This is a genomic window from Aeromonas sp. R10-1 (assembly GCF_040908465.1).
Taxonomy (GTDB): Bacteria; Pseudomonadota; Gammaproteobacteria; order Enterobacterales; family Aeromonadaceae; genus Aeromonas; species Aeromonas caviae.
Genome location: NZ_JBFODT010000005.1, coordinates 35,826 through 59,163 on the forward strand (window position 1 = coordinate 35,826; position 23,338 = coordinate 59,163).

General features: G+C 63.5%; 22 protein-coding genes. 3 read left to right on the top strand and 19 right to left on the bottom strand.

Features of this window, described 5'->3' with window-relative positions; all coding sequences use genetic code 11:
* Positions 1-65: 65 nt before the first annotated feature.
* The 14 genes from lipA to leuS form a co-directional block, all read right to left on the bottom strand.
* Positions 66-1,031, bottom strand: coding sequence for a lipoyl synthase (lipA, locus tag AB5Y93_RS01385; RefSeq protein WP_316286410.1), 966 nt, complete (start codon positions 1,029-1,031; stop codon positions 66-68).
* Between the two features lie 85 nt (positions 1,032-1,116).
* Positions 1,117-1,809, bottom strand: coding sequence for a lipoyl(octanoyl) transferase LipB (gene lipB / locus AB5Y93_RS01390; RefSeq protein ID WP_323953572.1), 693 nt, complete (start codon positions 1,807-1,809; stop codon positions 1,117-1,119).
* A gap of 93 nt (positions 1,810-1,902) precedes the next feature.
* A complete protein-coding gene (gene ybeD / locus AB5Y93_RS01395) occupies positions 1,903-2,166 on the bottom strand; it encodes a DUF493 family protein YbeD (protein ID WP_010673756.1) in 264 nt (87 codons plus the stop codon).
* A 279-nt stretch (positions 2,167-2,445) separates the two neighbouring features.
* Positions 2,446-3,675, bottom strand: a complete 1,230-nt coding sequence (locus AB5Y93_RS01400) for a serine hydrolase (RefSeq protein ID WP_368228684.1) — start codon at positions 3,673-3,675, stop codon at positions 2,446-2,448.
* Between the two features lie 165 nt (positions 3,676-3,840).
* Complete coding sequence (locus AB5Y93_RS01405) at positions 3,841-4,770, bottom strand: septal ring lytic transglycosylase RlpA family protein (RefSeq protein ID WP_368228685.1); 930 nt, start codon at positions 4,768-4,770, stop codon at positions 3,841-3,843.
* Positions 4,712-5,710: a lytic murein transglycosylase B gene (gene mltB, locus AB5Y93_RS01410; protein WP_214004406.1), complete on the bottom strand. Its 999-nt coding sequence runs from the start codon at positions 5,708-5,710 to the stop codon at positions 4,712-4,714. Before mltB ends, AB5Y93_RS01405 begins: the two co-directional genes overlap by 59 nt.
* Complete coding sequence (gene rodA / locus AB5Y93_RS01415) at positions 5,710-6,813, bottom strand: rod shape-determining protein RodA (protein ID WP_010673760.1); 1,104 nt, start codon at positions 6,811-6,813, stop codon at positions 5,710-5,712. Before rodA ends, mltB begins: the two co-directional genes overlap by 1 nt.
* A complete protein-coding gene (gene mrdA / locus AB5Y93_RS01420) occupies positions 6,810-8,723 on the bottom strand; it encodes a penicillin-binding protein 2 (protein ID WP_010673761.1) in 1,914 nt (637 codons plus the stop codon). Before mrdA ends, rodA begins: the two co-directional genes overlap by 4 nt.
* Before the next feature lie 64 nt (positions 8,724-8,787).
* On the bottom strand, positions 8,788-9,255 hold the full coding sequence (rlmH, locus tag AB5Y93_RS01425) for a 23S rRNA (pseudouridine(1915)-N(3))-methyltransferase RlmH (RefSeq protein ID WP_005298242.1): 468 nt from the start codon (positions 9,253-9,255) through the stop codon (positions 8,788-8,790).
* A 21-nt stretch (positions 9,256-9,276) separates the two neighbouring features.
* The gene (rsfS, locus tag AB5Y93_RS01430) at positions 9,277-9,618 is read right to left on the bottom strand and encodes a ribosome silencing factor (protein ID WP_010673762.1); all 342 of its coding nucleotides are present in this window, start codon (positions 9,616-9,618) and stop codon (positions 9,277-9,279) included.
* A gap of 212 nt (positions 9,619-9,830) precedes the next feature.
* Positions 9,831-10,484, bottom strand: a complete 654-nt coding sequence (gene nadD, locus AB5Y93_RS01435; protein WP_368228686.1) for a nicotinate-nucleotide adenylyltransferase — start codon at positions 10,482-10,484, stop codon at positions 9,831-9,833.
* Positions 10,478-11,512: a DNA polymerase III subunit delta gene (gene holA / locus AB5Y93_RS01440; RefSeq protein ID WP_244812909.1), complete on the bottom strand. Its 1,035-nt coding sequence runs from the start codon at positions 11,510-11,512 to the stop codon at positions 10,478-10,480. The genes nadD and holA overlap by 7 nt, the downstream gene beginning before the upstream one ends.
* 27 nt (positions 11,513-11,539) lie before the next feature.
* Positions 11,540-12,022, bottom strand: coding sequence for an LPS assembly lipoprotein LptE (gene lptE / locus AB5Y93_RS01445; RefSeq protein WP_043153202.1), 483 nt, complete (start codon positions 12,020-12,022; stop codon positions 11,540-11,542).
* A 113-nt stretch (positions 12,023-12,135) separates the two neighbouring features.
* Positions 12,136-14,712, bottom strand: a complete 2,577-nt coding sequence (leuS, locus tag AB5Y93_RS01450) for a leucine--tRNA ligase (protein WP_368228687.1) — start codon at positions 14,710-14,712, stop codon at positions 12,136-12,138.
* Between the two features lie 251 nt (positions 14,713-14,963).
* Between leuS and AB5Y93_RS01455 the strand changes: the two genes are divergently transcribed.
* A complete protein-coding gene (locus AB5Y93_RS01455; protein ID WP_103243597.1) occupies positions 14,964-15,452 on the top strand; it encodes a zinc ribbon-containing protein in 489 nt (162 codons plus the stop codon).
* Between the two features lie 85 nt (positions 15,453-15,537).
* Here AB5Y93_RS01455 and lnt read toward each other — a convergent pair whose 3' ends face one another.
* From lnt to miaB, 5 genes are all read right to left on the bottom strand, one after another.
* Positions 15,538-17,067: an apolipoprotein N-acyltransferase gene (gene lnt / locus AB5Y93_RS01460; RefSeq protein WP_042014505.1), complete on the bottom strand. Its 1,530-nt coding sequence runs from the start codon at positions 17,065-17,067 to the stop codon at positions 15,538-15,540.
* Between the two features lie 180 nt (positions 17,068-17,247).
* Positions 17,248-18,129: a CNNM family magnesium/cobalt transport protein CorC gene (corC, locus tag AB5Y93_RS01465; RefSeq protein WP_010673769.1), complete on the bottom strand. Its 882-nt coding sequence runs from the start codon at positions 18,127-18,129 to the stop codon at positions 17,248-17,250.
* Between the two features lie 95 nt (positions 18,130-18,224).
* Positions 18,225-18,689: an rRNA maturation RNase YbeY gene (gene ybeY / locus AB5Y93_RS01470; protein WP_368228688.1), complete on the bottom strand. Its 465-nt coding sequence runs from the start codon at positions 18,687-18,689 to the stop codon at positions 18,225-18,227.
* Complete coding sequence (locus tag AB5Y93_RS01475) at positions 18,686-19,744, bottom strand: PhoH family protein (protein WP_010673771.1); 1,059 nt, start codon at positions 19,742-19,744, stop codon at positions 18,686-18,688. Before AB5Y93_RS01475 ends, ybeY begins: the two co-directional genes overlap by 4 nt.
* A gap of 50 nt (positions 19,745-19,794) precedes the next feature.
* Complete coding sequence (miaB, locus tag AB5Y93_RS01480) at positions 19,795-21,228, bottom strand: tRNA (N6-isopentenyl adenosine(37)-C2)-methylthiotransferase MiaB (RefSeq protein ID WP_010673772.1); 1,434 nt, start codon at positions 21,226-21,228, stop codon at positions 19,795-19,797.
* A 224-nt stretch (positions 21,229-21,452) separates the two neighbouring features.
* Here miaB and AB5Y93_RS01485 point away from each other — a divergent pair, with 224 nt between their 5' ends.
* Both AB5Y93_RS01485 and AB5Y93_RS01490 read left to right on the top strand, forming a co-directional pair.
* Positions 21,453-22,616, top strand: a complete 1,164-nt coding sequence (locus tag AB5Y93_RS01485) for an FAD-dependent monooxygenase (RefSeq protein WP_010673773.1) — start codon at positions 21,453-21,455, stop codon at positions 22,614-22,616.
* A gap of 140 nt (positions 22,617-22,756) precedes the next feature.
* Positions 22,757-23,332, top strand: a complete 576-nt coding sequence (locus AB5Y93_RS01490; RefSeq protein WP_368228689.1) for a cysteine hydrolase family protein — start codon at positions 22,757-22,759, stop codon at positions 23,330-23,332.
* Positions 23,333-23,338: the final 6 nt, after the last annotated feature.

The following is a 23,338-nucleotide window of genomic DNA, read 5'->3' on the forward strand; positions in this document are numbered from 1 at the left end:
AGGTGACGGCGATAAAAAAAAGAGCGCCCAGAGGCGCTCTTTTTTCTGCCAGCAGGAAAAGAGGCTTATTTGACCTCTTCCCCCTTGGCTTGCAGGTCTGCGTGGTAGGAGGAACGCACGAAGGGACCGCAGGCGGCGTGGCTGAAGCCGAGATCCATGGCCACATCCTTGAGTTCGTCGAACTCTGCGGGCGGCACATAACGCTTCACCGGCAGGTGGTGGCGGCTCGGTTGCAGGTACTGGCCCAGGGTCAGCATGTTGACGCCGTGCTCGCGCAAGTCCTTGAGTACCTGCACGATCTCTTCGTTGGTTTCGCCCAGACCCATCATGACGCCGGACTTGGTCGGCACGTGGGGGTGCATCTCCTTGATGCGGCGCAGCAGCTCCAGGGACCACTTGTAGTCGGCACCCGGCCGGGCGACCCGGTACATGCGCGGGGCGGTTTCCAGGTTGTGGTTGAACACGTCAGGCGGGGTCTCGCGGAACACTTCCAGCGCCTGCTCCATCCGGCCACGGAAGTCCGGGGTCAGGATCTCGATGCGGGTCTGGGGGCTGTGCTCGCGGATTTGCTTGATGCAGTCGGCGAAGTGCTGGGCACCGCCGTCCCGCAGATCGTCGCGGTCCACCGAGGTGATCACCACGTACTTGAGGTTCATCTCCTTGATGGTGAGTGCCAGCTTCTTCGGTTCCTCCGGATCCAGCGGCAACGGACGGCCGTGGGCCACGTCGCAGAAGGGGCATCGGCGGGTACAGATGGCGCCCATGATCATGAAGGTCGCGGTGCCGTGGTTGAAGCACTCCGCCAGGTTGGGGCAGGAAGCCTCTTCACACACAGAGTGCAGCTTGTTTTTGCGCAGGGTGCTCTTGATGTGCTCGATCTTCTGGCTCGACGGCGGCAGCTTGATCCGCATCCACTCCGGCTTGCGCAGCACTTCCTCGTTGGGATCCGGCATGAATTTCACCGGGATCAGGGCCATCTTGTCGCCATCGCGCAGCTTGACGCCCGGCTCCATACGAACGGGTTTGCTCATGATTCACTCTCGGTGTTTGTTATTGTCTGGTTGACGGTCACCAGGGGCCTTGCGGCTCCCTCGTGACCACGGGGCATGGGGTTGCTCATGCCGCCTCTTCGGTATTCGTGATCTCTTGGTAGCCAATCAGGCGGGCCAGCTCCGTCACCAGCAGGGACTGTGCCTCGGCGACGCTCTGCGGGCCGCCCAGGGCGCTGGTCTGGGTCATGGCCATGCCCGCATAGCCGCACGGATTGATGCGCAGGAAGGGAGTCATGTCCATGTTGACGTTGAGGGCCAACCCGTGGAACGAGCACCCCTTGCGAATGCGCAAACCCAGGGACGCCAGCTTGGCTTCCATACCCAGATCGCTCTTCACGTAGACGCCCGGGGCATCGGCCTTGGCGTAGGCCTCGATATTGCTTTTGGCGAGCGTGTTGATGATGGCGGTTTCGAGGCAGGTCACCAGCTCCCGTACAGAGAGCTTGCTGCGGCGCACATCCACCAGAACGTAGAGCACCAGCTGGCCCGGGCCGTGATAGGTCACCTGGCCGCCGCGATCACTCTGCACCACCGGGATGTTGCCGGGGGCGAGCAGGTGTTCGGCCTTGCCGGCCTGACCCTGGGTGTAGACGGGGTCATGCTCCACCACCCAGAACTCGTCCGGGGTGTCGGTGGTGCGATTGTCGGTGAACGCCTTCATGGCGTCCCACACCGGCTGGTAGGGGCGACGGCCCAGCTGTCTGACGAGCAGTTGGCCGGCTGACGGTTGTGGCTCGGCGGGCGTTTCGAGTGACATCTTTCCTCACTGGCGGCGCGGTGTCGGTACGGTCGCCGCTGCGACCGGGCGGCAAATAATCAGTCGCCCCGGTGGCGGGGCGAGAGAGGCAACTTACAGGACGTAACGAACCAGCTCGATCTTGCCAAGGGCGGTATACATGGCCTCGATGTGTTCCTTGCTCTGGGCGGTGACCGTCACCCGTACCGAGTGATAGTTGCCCTTGGAGCTCGGTTGAACGGTCGGGCTGTAGGTGCCGGGAGCATGTTGCTGCAGCACTTCCACCACCATGTCGGGCAGGGCGGGATCGGCCACGCCAAGCACCTTGAACGGGAACTTGCAGGGGAACTCCAGCAGTTCATCAAACTTGGTATTCATCTACTTCACCTTTCTGGGTCGCCGGGAAGCGACGTCATCTTTACGTCTTTGAGGGCCGCCGAAACGGTCCCCTCATCTGCCCCCAGGGGGCAGTTCCCAGTCTATATGGGCATGAGCCGCCTCGGGATCAAGACCCGGCGGTGCGGCAAGACGTGGAAATGCTGCTTTTTACCACAAATCGTCAGTCGGCGGAACCTGCAGATTACAGGGTTATTGACTGGACAGACCGCAAAAGACAGCAGCGGCGCCTGTTGGCGCCGCTGCTTGAGGAAGGGTCTGTTACTTGAACCAGCTGGAGACCAGCATCACCAGGTAATCCCACAGGCGGCTCATCAGGCCACCTTCCTGCACCTCTTCCAGGGCAACCAGGGGAACCTGCTTGATCTCCTTGTCCCCTTGCTTGAGGTACACGGTACCGACGCGCTGGCCCTTGGCCAGGGGCGCCTTCAGCTCGCTCTCCAGCTGGAAGTCCGCCTTGAGGTTGTTGCCCTGGCCACGGGTGACCAGCACGGAGACGTCTTTGTCGACCCCCAGCTTCACTTCAGACTTGTCGCCCATCCAGATCTTCTGGGTGACCAGTTCGGTGCCCGCCTTGTAGGGGGTCAGGCTCTGGAAGAAGCGGAAGCCGTAGGTGAGCAGCTTCTTGCTCTCGGCGGCGCGGGAAGCCTCGCTGTTGGCCCCCATGACCACGGCGATCAGGCGCATGCCTTCGTTGTTGGTGGCGGAAGAGACCAGGTTGTAGCCGACCTGGCTGACGTGACCGGTCTTGATGCCGTCAACCTGCAGGGATTGGTCCCACAGCAGGCGGTTGCGGTTGTGCTGGGTGATGCCGTTGAACACGAAGGACTTCTGGGAGTAGATCTTGTACTCCTCCGGCTGATCGTGGATCAGGGCCTGACCCAGGCGGGCCATGTCGCGGGCGGTACTGTAGTGGCCCTCTTCATCCAGGCCGTGGGGGTTCTTGAACTGGGAGTCCCTCATGCCGAGCTTGGCGGCCCAGGCGTTCATCAGGCTGGCGAAGGAGTCGGTGCTGCCTGCCAGGTGCTCGGCCATGGCGACGCAGGCGTCGTTGCCGGACTGGATGATGATGCCCTTGTTGAGATCATCGACGGAGACTTGCTTGCCCACCTCGATGAACATCTTGGAGGAGTCGGAGTAGTTTTTGGACCAGGCGTTCTGGCTGATGGTCACCATGTCGGTGCCCTTGATGTTCCCCTTGTGCAGCTCGTCGCCGACGATGTAGGAGGTCATCATCTTGGTCAGGCTGGCGGGGGGCAGACGCTCGTCGGCGTTCTGCTCGGCCAGCACCTGGCCGGAGAAGTAGTCGATCAGGATGTGGGCCTTGGCGGAGATTTCGGGCGCGGCAGGCACCACCATGGGGGCGCTGTTCAAAGTGGGGACCGGCTGGGCACTCGGCAGGGCCGAATCCGGGGTCGGAACAGGCTGGTTGGCCTGAGCGGTGGCGCTTAACAGGGAGGCCAGAATAACGGAGCGGGCAAATTTGGACATCTTGAAATTCCTGGTGCCTGGATGGGATGTACCCAAGTTGAAAAAAAGCGGGCCCCACTATACCAGATGTGCGTGTCGGTCATAGTCCGAGATGCGACCTGGACGGGATTTTATGGGATGGTCCCCGACCTCGCGTCGTATCCCGGCGCGAGGTCGTGGCGGGTATCAGGGCACGATGAAGGCCTGCTCCAACCCACCCTGGCGTATCTGCTCGAGCAGGGGGGCCTGCTTGTCGCTGGCCACGGGTCCGAGCAGGACGCGGAAGACGGCGCCATGTGCCACCACCTGGTACGGCACGCCATAGCGCTGGGTCATCACCTTGCCCATGGCCTCGGCCCGCGCCTGCGAGCCGCTGGCGAGCACCTGGATCATCTTGCCCTGGGTCGCACCGGCCTTGGGGGTGGAGACGGTGGTGGTTGCCGTGGCGGCAGGAGCAGGAGCAGGGGCGGCCTTGGCCGGTGCCGTGGGGGCCGGCGTCTCGTTCACGAAGGAATTGGCGGCTGGCGCCGCAGGCTCCATGGGCGTCATCGGGGTCATGGGCACCATCTCCACCATCTGATCCGGCTGATCGGTGATGAGTTCGAGGCGCACCCGGGCCTCACCCCCTTCCACCATCTCCAGCTGCGCGGCGGCGGCGTGGGAGAGATCGATGAGGCGATCGCTGCCGAAGGGACCGCGATCATTGACGCGTACTATGGTCTCCAGACCGTTGTCCAGATTGGTGACCCGCACGTAGCTTGGCAGGGGCAGGTTGCGGTGGGCGGCGCTGAACAGGGTGCTGTCCTGCACGTCGCCGTTGGCAGTCTTGTTGCCGTCCAGATCCCGGGAGAGCCAGCTGGCAGTGCCTTCCTCGCTGTAGTGCTTGATGTCGCGCCACACCTCAAACTTCTGCTTGCCGATCCAGTAGTCCCGGTTGCCGCTCTCGCTCATGGGTTCGGGGCGGGGAATGGCGCCGGTCGCCTGGGGGATCTCGATGACCTGGGGCTTCTCCTGGGGGACGGGCTCCGGGGGCAGCGGCTGGGGTTCGGGTTGGCTGCTACAGGCGGCCAGCAACAAGGTCAGGCTGAGGGGAAGAAGTTTGTGGCTGTAATGCATAAGCGTCCTGGATTGCTTGACTGAGTTGATGCACCGCCATCGCATAGAGAGGGCTGCGATTGTAGCGGGTGATCACGTAAAAATTGTGGCGCGCGACCCAGTATTCCGGTCCTTCGGCCTGCTCCATCGCCAGCAGTTTTACCGGCGTCTCGGGTGACGGCGGTGTGGCGACTTCAATGCCCGCTGCGGCCAGCTCTGCCCAGCTGTGTCTTAGCTCGGGCTCGGGTGCAAGCAGGGTACCTACTGGCGCCAATCCGATCAAGGCGGGCTCCACCACCGGCTCGCCCCAGCGCCAGTGGTGCAGGGCGAAGTAGTTGGCCACGCTGCCGATGGCATCTGCCGGGTTGGCGAAGAGATCCCGCTTGCCGTCTCCGTCGAAGTCGACCGCGTAGTGGCGGTAGCTGGAGGGCATGAACTGGCCCATGCCCATGGCGCCGGCATAGGAGCCCTTGAGTGTGGTGAGCGGCCACTTCTCTTCCCGAGCAAGCAGCACCAGCTGGGCAAACTCCTTGGCGAAGAAATCCGCCCGTTCGGGGTAGTGGAATCCCAGGGTGTAAAGGCTGTCGAGCACCGGGTGGCGGCCCATCTGTCGACCGTAAAAGGTCTCGATGCCGATGATGGCGACGATGAGGGAGGCGGGGACCTGGTAGGTCTGCTCGGCTCGTGCCAGGGTGGCGGCATGGCGCTGCCAGAATCCCACTCCGTCCCGGATGCGCTCCGGGGTGACGAACAGCGGCCTGTAGCGGTGCCAGGGCTTGGCTTCCCAGGGGCGGCGGATGGTGTCCAGCACCTCCTGGCGCAGGCTGGCCTGGGCGGCGGCGGCCTGCAACTCTGCCAGCGGCACCTGCTGCTGCTCGGCCAGCAGGCTGAGCCGGGCCGGCGAGACGGCAGCACCCGCCGTCAGGGTGCACAGAGATAGAGCCAGCCAGCCGAGCCGCATCAGGCGAGCAGCCGCCTGTGGGTCTGGATGGACATCAGAACGCCGAAGCCCGCCATCAGGGTCACCATGGAGGTGCCGCCGTAGCTCACCAGTGGCAGGGGAACCCCTACCACCGGCAGGATGCCGCTTACCATGCCCATGTTGACGAACACATAGACGAAGAAGGTCAGGGTCAGGGCGCCCCCCAGCAGGCGTTCGAAGCTGTTCTGGGCCTGCATGGAGATAAACAGGCAGCGGCTGATGATGTAGAGGTAGATGACCAGCAAGAGGGCCACTCCCACCAGACCGAACTCCTCGCTGAAGACGGCGAAAATGAAGTCGGTGTGGCGCTCTGGCAGGAATTCGAGCTGGGACTGGGTGCCTTGCAGCCACCCCTTGCCGAACACGCCGCCGGAGCCGATCGCAATCTTGGACTGGATGATGTGATAGCCGCGACCGAGCGGGTCCTTCTCCGGGTCCAGCAGCATCAGCACCCGCTGGCGCTGGTAGTCGTGCATCAGGAAGAACCAGAGTACCGGCATGAAGGCGCAGATGAGCAAGACCGCGAGCCCGATGAGCCACCAGCTGATCCCCGCCAGGAAGATGACGAAGAAGCCGGAAGCGGCCACCAGGATGGAGGTGCCGAGATCGGGTTGGGCCGCGATCAGCAGGGTGGGCAGCAGCACCATCACCAGGGCGATCATCACATGGCTGAACTTCGGCGGCAGGGAGTGCCGGCTGAGCCAGGCGGCCACCATGATGGGCATGGAGAGTTTCATCACCTCGGAGGGCTGGAACTTCATGAAGCCGAGATCGAGCCAGCGCTGGGCCCCCTTGCCGATATGGCCGAACACGTCCACCGCGATGAGCAGCAGCACCACCACCGCAAACAGGGGCACCGACCAGCGGGCATAGAGGGAGGGCGGCAGCTGGGCCATGCCGATCATCAGACCGAAGGCCAGGGCGCCGCGCACCAGTTGGCGCACGATGGAGTCGAGATCCTGCCCCGAGGCGGAGTAGAGCACCACCATGGAGAGGGCCATCAGGGTCAGCAGGCCGAGCAGCAGCGGCAGGTCGATGTGCAGCTTGTACCAGATGCTCTGCTGGCGGGCAGAATTACTCATTGGGAAACGACCTCACTCGGTTGGGACGGCTTTTCCGGTGCCGGTGGCAACTGGGGTTCCGGCGGCAGCAGATAGGCATCCAGCATGTGGCGGGCGACCGGTGCCGCCATGGCGCTGCCGCCCCCGGCGTTTTCCAGCACCAGGGCGACCACCGCCTTGGGTGCCTCGAAGGGGGCGAAGGCGACGAACAGGGCGTTGTCGCGGTGCTCCACCTTGGTGGTGGCCGCGTTGTAGACCTGGTTCTCCTTGAGGCCCACCACCTGGGCGGTACCGGACTTGCCCGCCGCCTTGTAGGGGGTATTGGCGAAGGCGCGGCGCCCCGTCCCTTCGTGGCCGTTGATGACGCGCCACATGCCGTCCTTGGCCACCTGCCAGTAGGTATCGCTCTTGGCGGCGATGGCCACGTTCGGGTTGATGGGGGCGTTGACCACGCCATCGGAGGAGGCGGTGCTCTTGAGCAGGTGCGGCGTCACGTCGTGACCGTTCTGGGTCAGGATGCTGATGGCCTTGGCGAGCTGGATCGGGGTGGCGCTCCAGTAGCCCTGGCCGATGCCGATGGAGATGGTGTCCCCCTGGTACCAGGGTTGACGCCAGCGGGCCATCTTCCAGTCCCGGGAGGGCATGACGCCCCGGGTCTCTTCATAGAGGTCCACGCCGCTGTACTGGCCGAAGCCGAACTTGGTCATGTAGCTGTTGATCTTGTCGATGCCGACCCGGTAGGCGAGATCGTAGAAATAGGTATCCGCCGAGACCTCGATGGCGCGATAGACGTCGAGCCAGCCGTGGCCCCAGCGGCGCCAGTCCCGGAACTTCTTGGTGGTGCCCGGGATGGAGAAGCTGGGCCCGCCGAAGTAGCGGTAATTGGGGGTGATCGCCCCCTCGTTGAGCCCCATCACCGCCATCATGGGCTTGACGGTGGAGGCGGGGGCATAGATGCCCTGGGTGGTGCGGTTGACCAGCGGCCGGGCGGGATCATTGAGCAGCGCCGAGTAGTTGGCGCTGGAGATGCCGGTCACGAACAGGTTGGGGTCGTAGCTCGGGCTCGACTCCATGGCCAGGATGGCGCCGGTGTTGGGCTCCATCATCACGATGGCGCCCCGGCGGCCGGCCAGCAGCTCCTGGGCTTTCAACTGCAGGCGAATGTCGATGTTGAGGTAGATGTCCTTGCCGGGCTCGGGGGGCTGGAATTTCAGGGTGCGCACCACCCGGCCGCGGTTGTTCACCTCGACCTCCTGATAACCCGCCACGCCGTGCAGCTGATCCTCGTAGTACTTCTCCACCCCCTGTTTGCCGATGTCCTTGGTGGCGGCATAGTTGGCGAGCTTCTCCTCCTTCTCGAGGCGCTCCACGTCACGGGTGTTGATCTTGGCCACGTAGCCCAGGGCATGGGTCAGGGTATCGCCGAACGGGTAGTAGCGCTTGAGGTAGGCCTCGATGCTGGCCCCCGGGTAGTTGTGCTGGTTGACCGAGAAGAGGGCGACCTGGTATTCGGTCAGCTTCTCGAACAGGGGCACGGGCTTGAAGCGGCGCTGACGCTTGACCTCGGCCAGGAACTTCTCCTTGGTCCCCTCCGGCAGGGCCAGCAGGGTGATGAGGTCGTCCGCGGTCTTCTCCAGGTTCTCGGTCTCTTCGGGCACGATCTCCAGGCTGTAGACCGGGCGGTTTTCCGCCAGCAGGACACCGTTGGCGTCGTAGATGAGGCCACGGGGCGGCGCCACCGGTACCACACGGATGCGGTTGTCGTTGGAGCGGGTCTGATAAGTTTCGTAAGACTCTACTTGCAGGTAGTAGAGGTTAGCCAGCAGCACCAGCATGAGGGTGACCATGCCGATGTAGGCGACCAGGGTGCGCCGGAAGAACAGACGTCCCTCGGCACTGTGATCGCGCATTTCAATGCGATTCTTCAGCATGCCGTTACCTTGTGGCTGACGTGCGGGTGAGAGAGGAGAAATGCATGCTCAGGGTCGGCATGGGTCACTCTCTGTGATAAGGGTGATTGGTGGTGATGCTCCAGGCGCGATAGAGGCTCTCGGCCACCAGTACCCGCACCAGGGGATGGGGCAGGGTCAGGGGCGAGAGCGACCAGCTCTGCTCCGCAGCAGCCTTGCACTCGGGGGAGAGCCCCTCCGGGCCACCCACCAGCAGCGCCACGTCCCGGCCATCCAGCTTCCAGGCTTCCAGTTGCACGGCGAGCTGCTCCGTGGTCCAGGGCTTGCCGGGAATGTCCAGGGTGACGATGCGGGAGCGACCGGCAGCGGCCAGCATGGCTTCCCCTTCCTTTTGCAGGATGCGGGGAATGTCGGCATTCTTGCCGCGCTTGCCTGCGCCGATCTCGACCAGCTCGAACGGCATGTCTTTGGGGAAGCGGCGACGGTACTCTTCGAAGCCATGCTCTACCCAGGCAGGCATCTTGGTGCCCACGGCAATCAACTGGATCTTCATCTTTGGTTACGCTGTCGCCCTTTATTGCGAATTGACCTGGGCGGCGCCGCTCCAGAGCTTTTCCAGCTGGTAGAAGTCGCGGTACTCATCCTGCATCACGTGGACGATGACCGACCCCATGTCCACCAGCACCCACTCACCGGTGAGTTCCCCTTCCACGCTCAGCAGGTCGAGCCCCGCATGACGGGCCTCGCTGGCGAGGTTGTGGGCGATGGCACTGACGTGCCGATTGGAGTTGCCGGAGCAGATGATCATGGTGTCCGTGATGCTGGATTTGCCGCGCACATCGAGGGTGATGATGTCGCGGCCTTTCATGTCATCGATCTTGTCGACGATAAAGGCGAGCAATTCTTGGCCTTGCAATGTCTTCTCCTATCTTCCGGCGCCAGAGGGCGGCGGATTATATCATGGTCACTCCCGTTTCCCAGCCTGGCAAAGGGAGCGTCGCCCGGGGAGCCGTCCCGTAGGGGAGGGGCCCCTTGACGATCACTATAGTGTGCAACCCGGCCTGGCAATAGTCAGGGCCGGGCCCGGTGCGCCCGGACGTGTCGGCTGACCCGCCTGCGTGGCGCCGTTTACTGCGTTGCCGATGAGCGGTAGAGCCCGTGGCGCCGAATATAGTCGGCGACCGGGTTGGGCAGCAGGTATTTGGGATCCTGGCCTGCCGCGAGCAGGGCACGCAGGCGTGTGGCCGACAGCTCGACGGGCAGGTTGTCACAAAGCCAGACATGACCGTGGCGCTGGCGATGGAGATCCTGAATGTCCCGGGTCTGGTGGCGGGCCAGCAGCGCGGCCACCTGGACGGGATAATCCGGTTGCCAGCCTGGGCGGCAGCTCACCACCAGATGGGCGTAATCGAGCAGCTCCTGCCAGCGGTGCCAGCCCGGCAGGCCGAGCAGGGAATCCATCCCCATCAAAAAGCAGAGCGGGGTGTCCGGCAGCTCGCTCCTCAATTCGACAAGGGTGTCGATGGTCCAGGAGGGAGTGTCGCGTTTCAGCTCCCGCTCATCCACCACGAATCCCGGGTTGTCCGCCGCAGCGAGCCGGACCATGGCGAGTCGCTGCTCGCTGGAGCAGAGCGGATTGGCCCGGTGGGGCGGGATATGGTTCGGGAGCAGGCGCACCTCGGCCAGACCCAGGGCGTCCCGTGCCTCGATGGCGGGCCTCAGGTGGCCGATGTGAATGGGATCGAAGGTGCCGCCGAGGATCCCGATGGGCGTTGTCAGCATGATTCCGTCTCCAGCAGGGGGAGCGGGGTACCGTCACGAAAGCCGAGGGCGATGGTTTGCAGCATCAGCCAGGCCTGCTCGGTGTCGAAATGGCGCTGGGCATGGTCCAGCTGGGCCATCAGTTGCCAGAGTTGCCGGATCTTGGGGAAGGGAAGCCGGGTCAGCGCCTGCTGGATGAGCTGCTGGCGGCTCTGCCAGATGCGCAGGCGGCTGAAATGCTCCACCAGGGGCTGTCCGGCGCGGGCGGCCAGCGCCAGCTCGGTGAGCTGCTCCAGTTCGCGGCACAGGGTCCAGGCCAGCATGCCGGGTTCGGTGCCCTCGGCGCGCAGGGCCAGCAGGATGCGCTGGGCCCGGTTCACCTTTCCTTCCAGCAGGGTATCGACGAGCTGGAAGGGAGTGAAGTGGGCGTGGCGGATGATGGTCTCCTGCAGATAGGCGACGCTGATGGGCTGGGGCGGCGAGAGCAGGGTCAGCTTCTCGATCTCCTGGCTCGCGGCCAGCAGGTTGCCCTCGTAGGCGTGGCACATGAAGTTGACCGCATCCGGCAGCGCCTTGAGGCCGAAGCGCTGAAAGCGGGCGCTCATCCAGCGCGGGAAGAAGCGGGGTTCGGGGTGGTTGACCGGCACATAGGTGCCGCTCTGGCTCAGCTTGTCGAACCAGGCCGCCTTCATCTGGGTCTGGTTGAGGCGGGGGCCCGAGAGCACCAGCAGCAGGTCGGGGTGGAGCTGCTTGCCAATGTCGCTGATGCGGGCGGCGAGATCCTTGTCGATCTTGGCGGGCAGCTCCAGCTCGATGATCTGGCGGGCCGAGAACAGGCTCATGGCCTGGCAGGCATCGTAGACCAGGTTCCAGTCCAGCCCCTGTTCCACCACGAAGCTGTGGCGTTCATCGAAGCCCTGTTTGCGTGCCACCTGGCGCACGGCGTCGACAGCTTCCAGTTTGAGCAGGGGCTCGTCCCCAAAAATGAGATAGCAGGGCTTGAGCCCTGCCTTGAGGTGATCCGCAAACTGCTCGGGATAGACTCTCATCAACACCCTCTCATCAAGATACGCGCATCAGAACTTGACCTGACTGAGCTGGCGAATAACCAGGTTGGCGGCCTGCTCCTGCATCTCCTTGCCCAGCTGCTCCTGCTCGCGGGAGGAGGCGAGTGCCGCATCCGGCTTGTTCAGGAAGCTGCGGTTGAAGGTGATGGGGAAGACCTGGGTCGGTTTGCCCGGCATGACCACGGTGAACTGGGTGCTGTAACTGAGCAGGTATTCGCGGTCCTGGCCGATGGAGTCGACCGAGGCGACCTGGCTGCGGCTACGTACCCCGGCCAGGGTCAGCACCGGGATGCCCTCCTTGTCGGCGAGTTCGACGCCAGCGGCCTTGAGACGGGTGGTGACCAGTCGGTAGAAGTCGCTCTTGTTGTCACCGACCACTTTCATGGTCATCAGCTCGGGGGGAATGGCGGTGCCCCGCATCTGAAAACCGCAGGCCTGCAGAAGCAGTCCTGCCAGCACGATGGCCATCCAGCGCGTGAAGATGGTGCCCATAAAAAAATCCTCTTTGCATGAAGGGAAGAGCGGCGGGCGCAGGGCCCGCCGTCATCATCCGTGTGTCGTCAGCCCCTGGCCCAGACTGTCGGCCGCCGCCAGGGGAGGCGTCATCAGTTGGCCACGATGTTGAGCAGCTTGCCCGGCACGTACACGACTTTGCGCACGGTCAGACCGTCGGTGAACTTCTGTACGGACGCATCGGCCATGGCCAGCTTCTCGACGTCGGCCTGGCTTATCTCGGCCGGCACGGTCAGCTTACCGCGCATCTTGCCGTTGATCTGCACCACCACCAGCTTCTCGGTCTCGACCATGGCCGCTTCGTCAGCCACCGGCCAGGCCGCGACATCGATGTCCCCTTCCTTGCCCAGCATCTTCCACAGCTCGAAGCCGATGTGCGGGGTGATGGGGTAGAGCATGACCACGACCGCTTCCAGCGCTTCCTGCATCAGGGCGCGATCCTGAGCTTCGCTGCCCAGTTTTGCCAGGTTGTTCATCAGCTCCATGATGGCAGCGATGGCGGTGTTGAAGGTCTGACGGCGACCCACGTCGTCGCTCACCTTGGCGATGGTCTTGTGCAGCTCGCGGCGCACGGCTTTCTGGTCGCTGGTGAGGGCGGCGACGTCCAGTGCGGCAACGGCGCCACCGGATACGTGCTCGAAGGTGATGCGCCACAGGCGACGCAGGAAGCGCTGGGCACCTTCCACGCCGGAGTCGGACCACTCCAGGGTCATCTCGGCCGGAGAGGCGAACATCATGAACAGACGGACGGTATCGGCGCCGTAACGCTCCACCATCAGCTGCGGGTCGATGCCGTTGTTCTTGGACTTGGACATCTTGGTCATGCCGGAGTGCATCACTTCACGACCTTCGAGGTCGACCGCCTTGGTGATGCGGCCCTTGTCGTCGCGCTCAACCTTGACGTCGAGGGGGCTGACCCAGACGTTGCCGCCCTTCTCATCCTTGTAGTAGAAGGCGTCGGCAAGCACCATGCCCTGGCAGAGCAGGCGCTTGAACGGCTCGTCGCTGTTCACGAGGCCCGCATCACGCAGCAGCTTGTGGAAGAAGCGGGCGTAGAGCAGGTGCATACAGGCGTGCTCAATGCCGCCGATGTATTGATCCACCGGCAGCCAGTGGTTGGCAGCCGCCGGATCCAGCATGCCCTTGTCGTAGTCCGGGGAGCAGTAGCGGGCGTAGTACCAGGAGGACTCCATGAAGGTGTCGAAGGTATCGGTCTCGCGGAACGCTTCCTGGCCATTGTAGGTGGTCTTTGCCCACTCGGCGTCGGCCTTGATGGGGCTCTGGATACCGTCCATCACCACGTCTTCCGGCAGCAGAACCGGCAGCTGATCTTCCGGGGTCGGCACCACGGTACCATCCGCCAGGGTCAGCATGGGGATGGGGGCGCCCCAGTAGCGCTGACGGGAGACACCCCAGTCGCGCAGACGGTAGTTTACGGTGCGCTTGCCCTTGCCGAGCCCTTCCAGCTTGTTGGCGATGGCATCGAAGGCACCCTGGAAGTCGAGGCCGTCGAACTCGCCGGAGTTGAACAGCACGCCCTTCTCGGTATAAGCCGCTTCGCTCACGTCGACGTCACCATCAACCGGCTTGATGACAGGCTTGATCTCGAGGCCGTACTTGGTGGCGAATTCGTGGTCACGCAGGTCGTGACCCGGTACCGCCATCACGGCGCCGGTGCCGTAGTTCATCAGCACGAAGTTGGCGACCCAGACGGGCACCTTGCGGCCATCCAGCGGGTGAATGGCGTAGAGGCCGGTTGCCATGCCCTTCTTCTCCATGGTGGCCAGTTCAGCTTCGGCTACCTTGGTGTTCTTGCACTCTTCGATGAAGGCGGCCAGCTCCGGATTGTTCTGGGCTGCTTGCAGCGCCAGCGGGTGACCGGCGGCGATTCCCACATAGGTCACACCCATGAAGGTGTCCGGACGGGTGGTGTAGACCTCGAGGTGCTCGGCCTGACCGTCGATATTGAAGCTGATGTTGACCCCTTCGGAGCGGCCAATCCAGTTGCGCTGCATGGTCTTGACCATCTCAGGCCAGCCTTCCAGATTGTCGATATCGTTCAGCAGTTCTTCGGCGTAGTCGGTGATCTTGATGAACCACTGGGGGATCTCTTTCTGCTCCACCGGGGTGTCACAGCGCCAGCAGCAGTTGTCGACAACCTGCTCGTTGGCCAGTACGGTCATGTCGTTCGGGCACCAGTTGACGGAGGAGGTCTTCTTGTAGACCAAACCCTTCTCGTAGAGCTTGGTGAAGAACCACTGCTCCCAGCGGTAGTAGTCCGGCTTGCAGGTGGCCAGCTCCCGATCCCAGTCATAGCCCAGACCCAGCATCTTCAGCTGGTTCTTCATGTATTCGATGTTTTCGTAGGTCCAGGGGGCCGGCGCCGTGTTGTTCTTGATGGCGGCGTTTTCTGCCGGCAGGCCGAAGGCGTCCCAACCGATGGGTTGCAGCACGTTCTTGCCATTGAGCCGTTGATAACGGGAGATCACATCACCTATGGTGTAGTTGCGAACGTGCCCCATGTGTAGACGACCAGACGGATAGGGGAACATGGAGAGGCAGTAGAACTTTTCCTTGTCTACTTTCTCCACCGCCTTGAAGGTTTTCTTGGCATCCCAGTGCTTCTGCACTGCTGGTTCTATGGATTGGGGAACGTATTGCTCTTGCATTGGTGACATCCGGATCTGTGAAATGAATAGATAAAACGGCTGGGAAATCCCGATAGAATACCCATATCCTGCGGCGGCAACAACCGCCAGCATCCGCCCGGTCTCGGGCCAGGTCCGGTACCCGCGAGGATTTGCAGAGTCGCAAGAGCCGCGAGAGTCGCAACGAAGTGAGAATGGCAACCGCCGCCCGTATCCGCCGAGCCCGAGGTCAGGGTCTGGCTCGATCGGGATTCAGCAGAGGAGTGATGGCCATGGACAAACGTCGACAAGGGTATGAAGCCTTTATCGCCCAGCTCAAGAAGCAGTGGGAAGAGACGGAAGCGTTTCAGGGAGAGCGCCTCAACCGGATGATCGCCAAGGTGCAGGCCTATCTGGAGGCGGCCGGGGATCTGACCCAGGACGAGCTGGCGCTGATCGCCGAGTATGTGAAGCGGGATCTGGGCAACTATGACGAAGGGCGCAAGGATGAGCAGGTGGAGGAGTCTGCCTTCATGCTGGCGCTCAAGGACACCGCCTGGTCCTGGTTGGCAGACGTGACCGACCGCACCCAGGTGGAGTGGCAGGAGTTGGCGGACGAGCTGGAACACAAGGGGGTCTACCGGGCGGGGGACTGGGTGGGACTCGGGGTGCTGGTGTGCGACCACTGCGAGTGGCGCCATACCGTGCTGCACCCGGAGCAGCTTGACACCTGCCCGGAGTGTGGGGCCGATGAATATCATCGCGAGCCGCTGTCTCCTTGAGCCGCCAGACTGTGCCAAGCCATAAGCCAAACCATAAAAAGAGGCGCCCAAGGGCGCCTCTTTTGTTTATCGGCGTTGTGTGGTCTTAGCCCTTGCGTGCCCAGGGGTGGGCACGTGGGCGCAGCCACAGGGCCAGCCCCAGCAGGGCGGCGGCCAGGCCATACATGGGCCAGCTGCCAAAACGCAGATAGGGGGTCTGGCCGTGGGCGGGGCGTACCTCGGCACGCAATACTCCAGCCTCGAACTGCGGGATCTGGGCGATGATGCTGCCGTCTATCTCGGTGACGATGGTGATGCCGGTGTTGGTGTCGCGCAGCAGCGGGCGGGCCAGCTCGAGGGCGCGCATGCGGGCGATCTCCATGTGCTGCCAGGGGCCGATGCTGGTGCCGAACCAGGCGTCGTTGGAGACGGTCAGCAGAAAGTCGGTATCCGGCTGCACGTTGCGGCGCACCTCGTCCGGGAAGATGATCTCGTAACAGATGGCGGCGGCAAACTTGAGCCCCTTGGCGATCAGGTTCGGCTGCACCTCGTCACCCCGGCTGAAGGAGGACATGGGGAGGTTGAAGAAGGGGGCGATGGGACGCAGCAGATCTTCAAAGGGCACGAACTCGCCGATGGGCAGCAGGTGGTACTTGTAGTAGCGGTTCTTGTGCTCGTAGTAGTAGGACTCCTTGCCTTCTGCATCCTGCACCCCCATGCCGAGCACGGTATTGAAGAAGCGCTGCTGTTTCAGATCGTAATGGATGATCCCCGCCAGCAGGCCGGTGTCGTTCACCTTCATCGCCTTGTCCAGGCTCTCCAGATAGGTACCCATCTCCTTCTCGATGGCCGGGATGGCGGACTCCGGCCAGACGATGATGTCGGCATCCTGGTTCTCGCGGCTGAGATCCTGATACTTGCGCACGGTCGGCACCAGGGCCTCCGGATCCCACTTGAGGGACTGCTCGATGTTGCCCTGCACCAGCGCGACCTTGACCGGTTCACCCCGGGTCACCCAGTTGAGCTGCATCAGCCCCTGGGCGGCGCCCACCAGGGCGACGGGGAGCAGCAGCCAGGCCGGCTTGCGGTGTTGCCATACCAGCCAGAGGGCGGAGGCGGTGAGCAGCAGAGCGAGGGTGATGCCCTGCACCCCGAGAAGGGGAGCGAAGCCCTTGAGGGGGCCGTCTATCTGGGTGTAGCCGAACCAGAGCCAGGGGTAGCCGGTCATCACCCAGCCCCGCAGCCAGTCGGCCATCAGCCAGAGCGCCGGGAAGGCGAGCAGCCAGCGGCTCCAGTGGCGGCCGGCAAAGAAGCGGGCGAAGAGCCAGCAGGCCAGGGTCGGGTAGAGGGAGAGATAGGCGCAGAGCCCGGCCAGCAGCACGAAGGCGGCCGGCAGCGGAATGCCGCCAAACTCCGTCATGCTGACGTGGATCCACCACTGCCCGGGCAGGAACAGACCCATGGCGTAGCCGAAGCCGCGCCAGGCTGCCTGTTTGGGGGTGGCCTTGTCCAGCAGGGCGTAAAGGCCGAGCAGGGAGGGGATCACCAGGGGCCAGTAGCCGAAAGGGGAGAAGGCCAGCACGGCGATGGCGCCGCTGGCAATGGCAAACAGGCTGGTCAGGAGTTTCGATTTCACGGGGGATCGGGGCTCGAATTGGACTGAATGGAAACACAATGGCCGACATCTTAACCGCAAACCGGGTCAACGGCGAGCCTCGCGGTCGGCGTGGGCCCAGGGGCGGTCGCGCGGCGGGAGAGAGGCAAAAAAAGCGCCCCTGACGAGAGGGGCGCGGGATGTGCGTGGTGCTGGGCGGGATCAGGACTCCGGCTGCGCCGCCGCATGATGCTCGGGGATCTTCACCTGCAACTGTTGCAGGCGACGGCGATCGGCGTGCATCACCTTAAACAGGTAGCCGTCGAGTTCGATCTCTTCACCCTTCTTGGGCAGGTGGCTGAAGGCGTGCATCACCAGACCACCGACGGTGTCCACCTCTTCATCGCTGAATTGGGTGCCGAAGAAGTCGTTGAAGTCCTCGATCTCGGTCAGCGCGCTCACCGAGAAGACCCGCTTGCTGATGCGGCGGATCTCTTCCGGCTCGTCCTCGATGTCGTCGAACTCGTCGTCAATCTCGCCGACGATGAGCTCCAGAATGTCCTCGATGGTCACGAGACCAGAGACACCGCCAAATTCGTCCACCACGATGGCCATGTGGTAGCGCTCTTCCCGGAACTCCTTGAGCAGGCGATCGACCCGCTTGCTCTCCGGCACGATCACCGTGGGACGCAGGATCTTCTCCAGCTGGAGCGGTTCGCTGGCATGCTGGCCGCCAAACCCGAACGGCAGCAGATCCTTGGCGAGCAAGATACCCTCCACGTGATCCTTGTCTTCGTTGATCACCGGGAAGCGGGAGTGGCCGGATTCGATGATGACCGGCAGGAACTCGTCCACCGGCTGGGACTTCTCGATGGTCACCATCTGGGAGCGGGGGATCATGATGTCACGCACGCGCAGCTCGGCAATTTCGAGCACGCCCTCGATCATGTCCTTGGTGTCCTGATCGATGAGGTCCCGCTCTTCGGCATCGGCGATGACCTCTACCAGATCGTTGCGGTCTTTTGGCTCGCCCTGGAAGAGTTGGCTGAGTTTGTCGAGCCAGGTTTTCTTCGGCGAGCCGGTACTAGGGTGATCGTCGGTCATTTTCTCTCTTGGTTACTCGTATGAACACACTTGAAATCGTTGTGGCTATATGAGGATGGGCATCGGCTGTTTCAAGACGATGACCATCCGGTTCGTTACTCTTCGTCGTTCATATAAGGATCGGCGAAGCCCAGTTCCTGCATGATGTCGCGCTCGAGCTGCTCCATCTCTTCGGCTTCCTCGTCCTCGATATGGTCATAACCTAGCAGATGCAGACTGCCATGCACAACCATGTGAGCCCAGTGGGCCATCAGGGGCTTGCCCTGTTCGACGGCTTCGGCCTCGACCACCTGGCGGCAGATCACCAGATCCCCGAGCAGGGGCAGCTCGAGACCCGGCGGCGCCTCGAAGGGGAAGGAGAGCACGTTGGTGGGCTTGTCCTTGCCGCGATAGGTGTGGTTGAGCTCGCGGCTCTCCGCCTCGTCCACCAGGCGCACCGTCACCTCGGCCTCCTCCTGGAAGCCCAGAATGGTGCCGTCGAGCCAGCCTTGCAGCTGGGCCTCGGTCGGCAGGCCGTCCGGGCTGGCACAGGCCAGTTGCAGATCCAGGGTCACGCTCATTGGGCACTCTCTTTGCTGGTGTTTTCGTTGCGGGGAGTGGCTGCGCTCTTCTCGGCCGCCTGCTGGGCATCGAATGCCTCGTAGGCCTGCACGATGCGGGCCACCACGGGATGACGCACCACGTCCTTGGACTCGAAGAAATTGAAGGAGAGGCCATCGACCCCTTGCAACACCTCCAGGGCGTGGCGCAGACCGGATTTGGTGCTGCGAGGCAAGTCCACCTGGGTGATGTCGCCGGTCACCACCGCCTTGGAGTTGAAGCCGATGCGGGTCAGGAACATCTTCATCTGTTCCGTGGTGGTGTTCTGGGCCTCGTCCAGGATGATGAAGGCATCGTTGAGGGTGCGGCCGCGCATGTAGGCAAGCGGCGCCACCTCGATGACGTTGCGCTCCATCAGCTTCTCCACCCGCTCGAAGCCCAGCATCTCGAACAGGGCGTCGTAGAGGGGGCGCAGGTAGGGGTCCACCTTCTGGGAAAGATCGCCGGGCAGGAAGCCGAGCTTCTCACCGGCTTCCACCGCCGGGCGGGTCAGCAGGATGCGGCGGATCTCCTGGCGCTCCAGGGCATCCACGGCGGCGGCCACGGCGAGATAGGTCTTGCCGGTCCCGGCGGGCCCGATGCCGAAGCTGATGTCGTGGCGCACGATATTGGCGATGTACTGGGCCTGGTTCGGGCTGCGGGGCTTGATGAGACCGCGCTTGGTCTTGACAGTGACCTCCTTGCCGTAGGGCAGGGAGGGGGCGGGTTCGTCGTCCTGCTCCAGCACGCGGGACTCCTGCACCGCCAGGTGCACCATCTCGGGGGTGATGTCGCTCACCTTGCTCCCCTTGAGGGGCTGGGTTTCCACATAGAGGTGCTTGAGGATGACGGCAGCCGCCTCCACCTGGGCCTGCTTGCCGATCACTTGGAAGTGGTTGTCCCGGTAGCTTATCTCGATGCCGAGACGGCGCTCCAGCTGCTTGAGGTTGTCGTCAAAGGGTCCGCACAGGCTGGCGAGGCGCTGGTTGTCGGCGGGTTCAAGGTGCAGATTCAGGGTGGAGATGTGTCGGCTCAAGGTGTCCTCTTATCGGTTGTTCCCCCGCCAGGGGGCGGGGGAGAGAGTCATCAATGGGGTCTGAAGGCCGCAACGCCCAGATCATCGGGCACGTTGTCAGGACGACGGGCGAGGATCTCGCTCGGAGCCGTGGCGATGCGCAGGTTCATTTCGTCCTCGCCGCGGATGAAGCGGCCGCGCAGGGAGTAGGGGCGTACGTCGGTGATCTCCACGTCGGCGAAGCCGCCGATGAGGCGGTGCGGCCCCTCGAAGTTGACCACCCGGTTGTTCTCGGTGCGGCCACTGAGCTGCATGGGATCCATCTTGGAGGGCCCCTCCACCAGGATGCGCTGCACCGAGCCCAGCATGGCGCGGCCGATGAGCATGGACTGGTGATTGATGCGGTTTTGCAGTCGGGTCAGGCGGGCCTTCTTCACTTCCATGTCGACGTCATCGGGCAGATCCGCGGCCGGGGTGCCGGGGCGCGGGCTGTAGATGAAGCTGAAGCTCATGTCGAAGTTGATCTCCTCGATGAGTTTCATGGTGGCCTCGAAGTCTTCGTCCGTCTCGTTCGGGAAGCCGACGATGAAGTCGGAGCTCATGGTGATGTCGGGACGCACGGCGCGCAGGCGGCGGATCTTGGACTTGTACTCCAGCACGGTGTGCGGGCGCTTCATCATGGTCAGGATGCGATCCGAGCCGCTCTGGATAGGCAAGTGCAGGAAGCTGACCACCTCGGGGGTATCACGATAGACCTCGATGATGTCGTCGGTGAACTCGACCGGGTGGCTGGTGGTATAGCGAATGCGGTCGATGCCGTCGATGGCAGCCACCAGGCGCAGCAGCTCGGCGAAGGTGCAGACCTCCCCGTCGAAGGTCGGCCCCCGGTAGGCGTTGACGTTCTGGCCGAGCAGGTTCACTTCGCGCACCCCTTGCTGGGCGAGCTGGGCGATTTCATAGAGCACGTCATCCAGCGGCCGGCTCACCTCCTCGCCACGGGTGTAGGGCACCACGCAGAAGGAGCAGTACTTGGAGCAGCCTTCCATGATGGAAACGAAGGCGGTCGCCCCCTCGGCACGGGGTTCGGGCAGGTTGTCGAACTTCTCGATTTCGGGGAAGGCGATGTCCACCTGGGCACCGCGCCCCTCCTGCACCTGCTTGATCATGGTCGGCAGGCGGTGCAGGGTCTGGGGTCCGAAGACGATGTCCACATAGGGCGCCCGGCTGCGCAGGTTCTCCCCTTCCTGGGAGGCGACGCAGCCGCCCACCCCGATCACCAGCCCCGGTTTTTTCGCCTTGAGCTTCTTCCAGCGACCGAGCTGGTGGAACACCTTCTCCTGGGCCTTCTCGCGGATGGAACAGGTGTTGAGCAGCAGCACATCTGCCTCTTCCGGCTCCTCGGTAAGCGTGTAGCCATTGCTGGCATCCAGCAGGTCCGCCATCTTGGACGAGTCGTACTCGTTCATCTGGCAGCCCCAGGTCTTGATATGAAGTTTCTTGCTCATTGCTTCTCGTGACTGGTTTTGAAATCGGCAGGGTCAAAGGACCGGCCATTTTACTCCGCAATCCCGGTGCTGACCAGTCTGGGGCCGCCCGCCGCCATCAGGGCCGGCTTGTCGTCGGCAATTGCGCATCCCCCTCACTGTTTCTGCCGCCTCCTTGCGCTATCATGCCCCATTCGGTTCGGCCCTTGCCCCTTATCGCGGGGACTCCTTGCAGGAATCAAGTTATGGAACAGTGTGATATCGCCATCGTCGGCGCCGGCATGGTGGGTGCCGCCACCGCCTGCCTGCTGGCGGCAGAGGGGCTCTCGGTGCGGGTCATCGAGACCCGGTTGCCCGAGCCCTATGCCCCCGAGCAGTCGCTGGATCTGCGGGTTTCCGCCATCAGTCAGGCCTCGGTGGCGCTGCTGACCCGGGCCGGTGCCTGGCAATATCTGCAGCAGATGCGGCTGTGCCCCTATCGCCGGCTGGAGACCTGGGAGCTGGACGGCTTCGCTACCCGCTTCGACGCGGTGGATCTCGGGTTGCCCCAGCTCGGCTACATCATCGAGAACCGGCTGATCCAGCTCGCCCTGCTGAAAAGGATGGAGGATTTCCCGACCATCCAGACCCATACCCCGGCGGCGGTGACGAGTCTGCGCCAGAGTGCGGATGACGCCGTGCTGACCCTGGATGACGGCACCGAGCTGCAGGCGCGCTGGGTGCTGGCCTGTGATGGTGCCGAATCCCACACCCGGCGATTGGCCGGCATCGGGGTGTCGCGTTTCGAGTACCGCCAGCACTGCATGCTGATCAACATCGACACCGATTTTGCCCAGGAAGACATCACCTGGCAGCAGTTCACCCCGAGCGGCCCGCGCGCCTTTCTGCCGCTGCCGGGCCGCCATGGCTCCCTGGTCTGGTATGACAGCCCGGCCCGCATCCGGGCGCTGGCCGCCATGAGCAACGAGGCCCTGGCCGTCGAGGTGCGCCGCCACTTCCCCAGCCGCCTTGGCGGTTTCACCGTGACGGCCAAGGGGAGCTTCCCCCTGGTGCGCCGCCACGCCAACGACTATCACGCCGGGCGAGTGGTGCTGCTCGGGGATGCGGCCCACACCATCAACCCGCTGGCGGGGCAGGGGGTCAACCTCGGTTTCAAGGACGTGGCCTGCTGGGCCGGGTTGCTCGGCAAGGCGGGGGCACAGTGGCATGAGCTGGCGCTGGCCGGGCGTTACGAGGGGCGACGCCGCCCTGACAACCTGCTGATGCAGTCGGGGATGGATCTCTTCTACGGGGTCTTCAGCAACGAGATAGGCCCCCTCAGGCTTGCCCGCAACCTGGCGCTGAATCTGGCGGACAAGGCGGGCCCCCTCAAGGAGATGGCGCTACGCTATGCGCTTGGGCTGGTATGAGGCAGTGCGTGGCACTGCCAGGTGCCAATCGGATGGCATATCAATCCGTGTGATGGTGCCAGCCGGTTTTTTATATGGCCGCGAGGAGTGATCCAGGCGGCGCAGGGGCAAAACGGCCTCAGGCAAGGGGGGAGCACACCATGAACAAGGCATTGCTGGTGATCGATTTCATCAACGACATCGCCCACCCGGACGGGCGCATCGCCGCCTCGGCGGCCCAGGTGATCGAGCAGGACGCCATTGTGCATGCCAATCAGGCGCTGGCCCATGCCCGCGCTCACGGCTGGCTGGTGGTGCTCATCAAGGTGGGGTTTGACGAGGGCTATCTGCTGCAACCCAAGGGTTCCCCCATGTTTGGCCGTGCCCGGCAGTTCGGGGCCCTCTCCCTGGCGGACAGCGGCACCGACTTTCACCCGGATCTCGATGTACAACCCGGGGATCTGGTGCTGACCAAACCCAGGGTCAGCCCCTTCTACGGCACGGCGCTGGAGCCCGCGCTACGGGCCAATCGCATCGAGCATCTCTATGTGTGCGGCGTGAGCACCAGCTGGGCCATTCAGGGGGCGGTGCGAGATGGCCACGATCGGGACTACGCCATCACCATCCTGGAAGATGCCTGCGCGGCGGCGGATGCCGCAGAACACCAGGCTTCCCTGCGCATGCTCGGTCGCATTGCCGAGATCATCAAGGTCGCGGAGCTGGCGGAACGGGACTGAGCCCGG

Coding starts and splice junctions, on each gene's coding strand:
- lptE (WP_043153202.1), bottom strand. CDS start 12,022: ATGGGCACCATCTTCACGCGCTGGATGGCCATCGTGCTGGCAGGACTG.
- corC (WP_010673769.1), bottom strand. CDS start 18,129: ATGACCGACGATCACCCTAGTACCGGCTCGCCGAAGAAAACCTGGCTC.
- AB5Y93_RS01455 (WP_103243597.1), top strand. CDS start 14,964: ATGGACAAACGTCGACAAGGGTATGAAGCCTTTATCGCCCAGCTCAAG.
- AB5Y93_RS01485 (WP_010673773.1), top strand. CDS start 21,453: ATGGAACAGTGTGATATCGCCATCGTCGGCGCCGGCATGGTGGGTGCC.
- AB5Y93_RS01405 (WP_368228685.1), bottom strand. CDS start 4,770: ATGCATTACAGCCACAAACTTCTTCCCCTCAGCCTGACCTTGTTGCTG.
- lipA (WP_316286410.1), bottom strand. CDS start 1,031: ATGAGCAAACCCGTTCGTATGGAGCCGGGCGTCAAGCTGCGCGATGGC.
- mltB (WP_214004406.1), bottom strand. CDS start 5,710: ATGCGGCTCGGCTGGCTGGCTCTATCTCTGTGCACCCTGACGGCGGGT.
- AB5Y93_RS01400 (WP_368228684.1), bottom strand. CDS start 3,675: ATGTCCAAATTTGCCCGCTCCGTTATTCTGGCCTCCCTGTTAAGCGCC.
- lipB (WP_323953572.1), bottom strand. CDS start 1,809: ATGTCACTCGAAACGCCCGCCGAGCCACAACCGTCAGCCGGCCAACTG.
- AB5Y93_RS01490 (WP_368228689.1), top strand. CDS start 22,757: ATGAACAAGGCATTGCTGGTGATCGATTTCATCAACGACATCGCCCAC.
- nadD (WP_368228686.1), bottom strand. CDS start 10,484: ATGCTGACAACGCCCATCGGGATCCTCGGCGGCACCTTCGATCCCATT.
- mrdA (WP_010673761.1), bottom strand. CDS start 8,723: ATGCTGAAGAATCGCATTGAAATGCGCGATCACAGTGCCGAGGGACGT.
- miaB (WP_010673772.1), bottom strand. CDS start 21,228: ATGAGCAAGAAACTTCATATCAAGACCTGGGGCTGCCAGATGAACGAG.
- holA (WP_244812909.1), bottom strand. CDS start 11,512: ATGAGAGTCTATCCCGAGCAGTTTGCGGATCACCTCAAGGCAGGGCTC.
- rodA (WP_010673760.1), bottom strand. CDS start 6,813: ATGAGTAATTCTGCCCGCCAGCAGAGCATCTGGTACAAGCTGCACATC.
- ybeY (WP_368228688.1), bottom strand. CDS start 18,689: ATGAGCGTGACCCTGGATCTGCAACTGGCCTGTGCCAGCCCGGACGGC.
- leuS (WP_368228687.1), bottom strand. CDS start 14,712: ATGCAAGAGCAATACGTTCCCCAATCCATAGAACCAGCAGTGCAGAAG.
- ybeD (WP_010673756.1), bottom strand. CDS start 2,166: ATGAATACCAAGTTTGATGAACTGCTGGAGTTCCCCTGCAAGTTCCCG.
- rlmH (WP_005298242.1), bottom strand. CDS start 9,255: ATGAAGATCCAGTTGATTGCCGTGGGCACCAAGATGCCTGCCTGGGTA.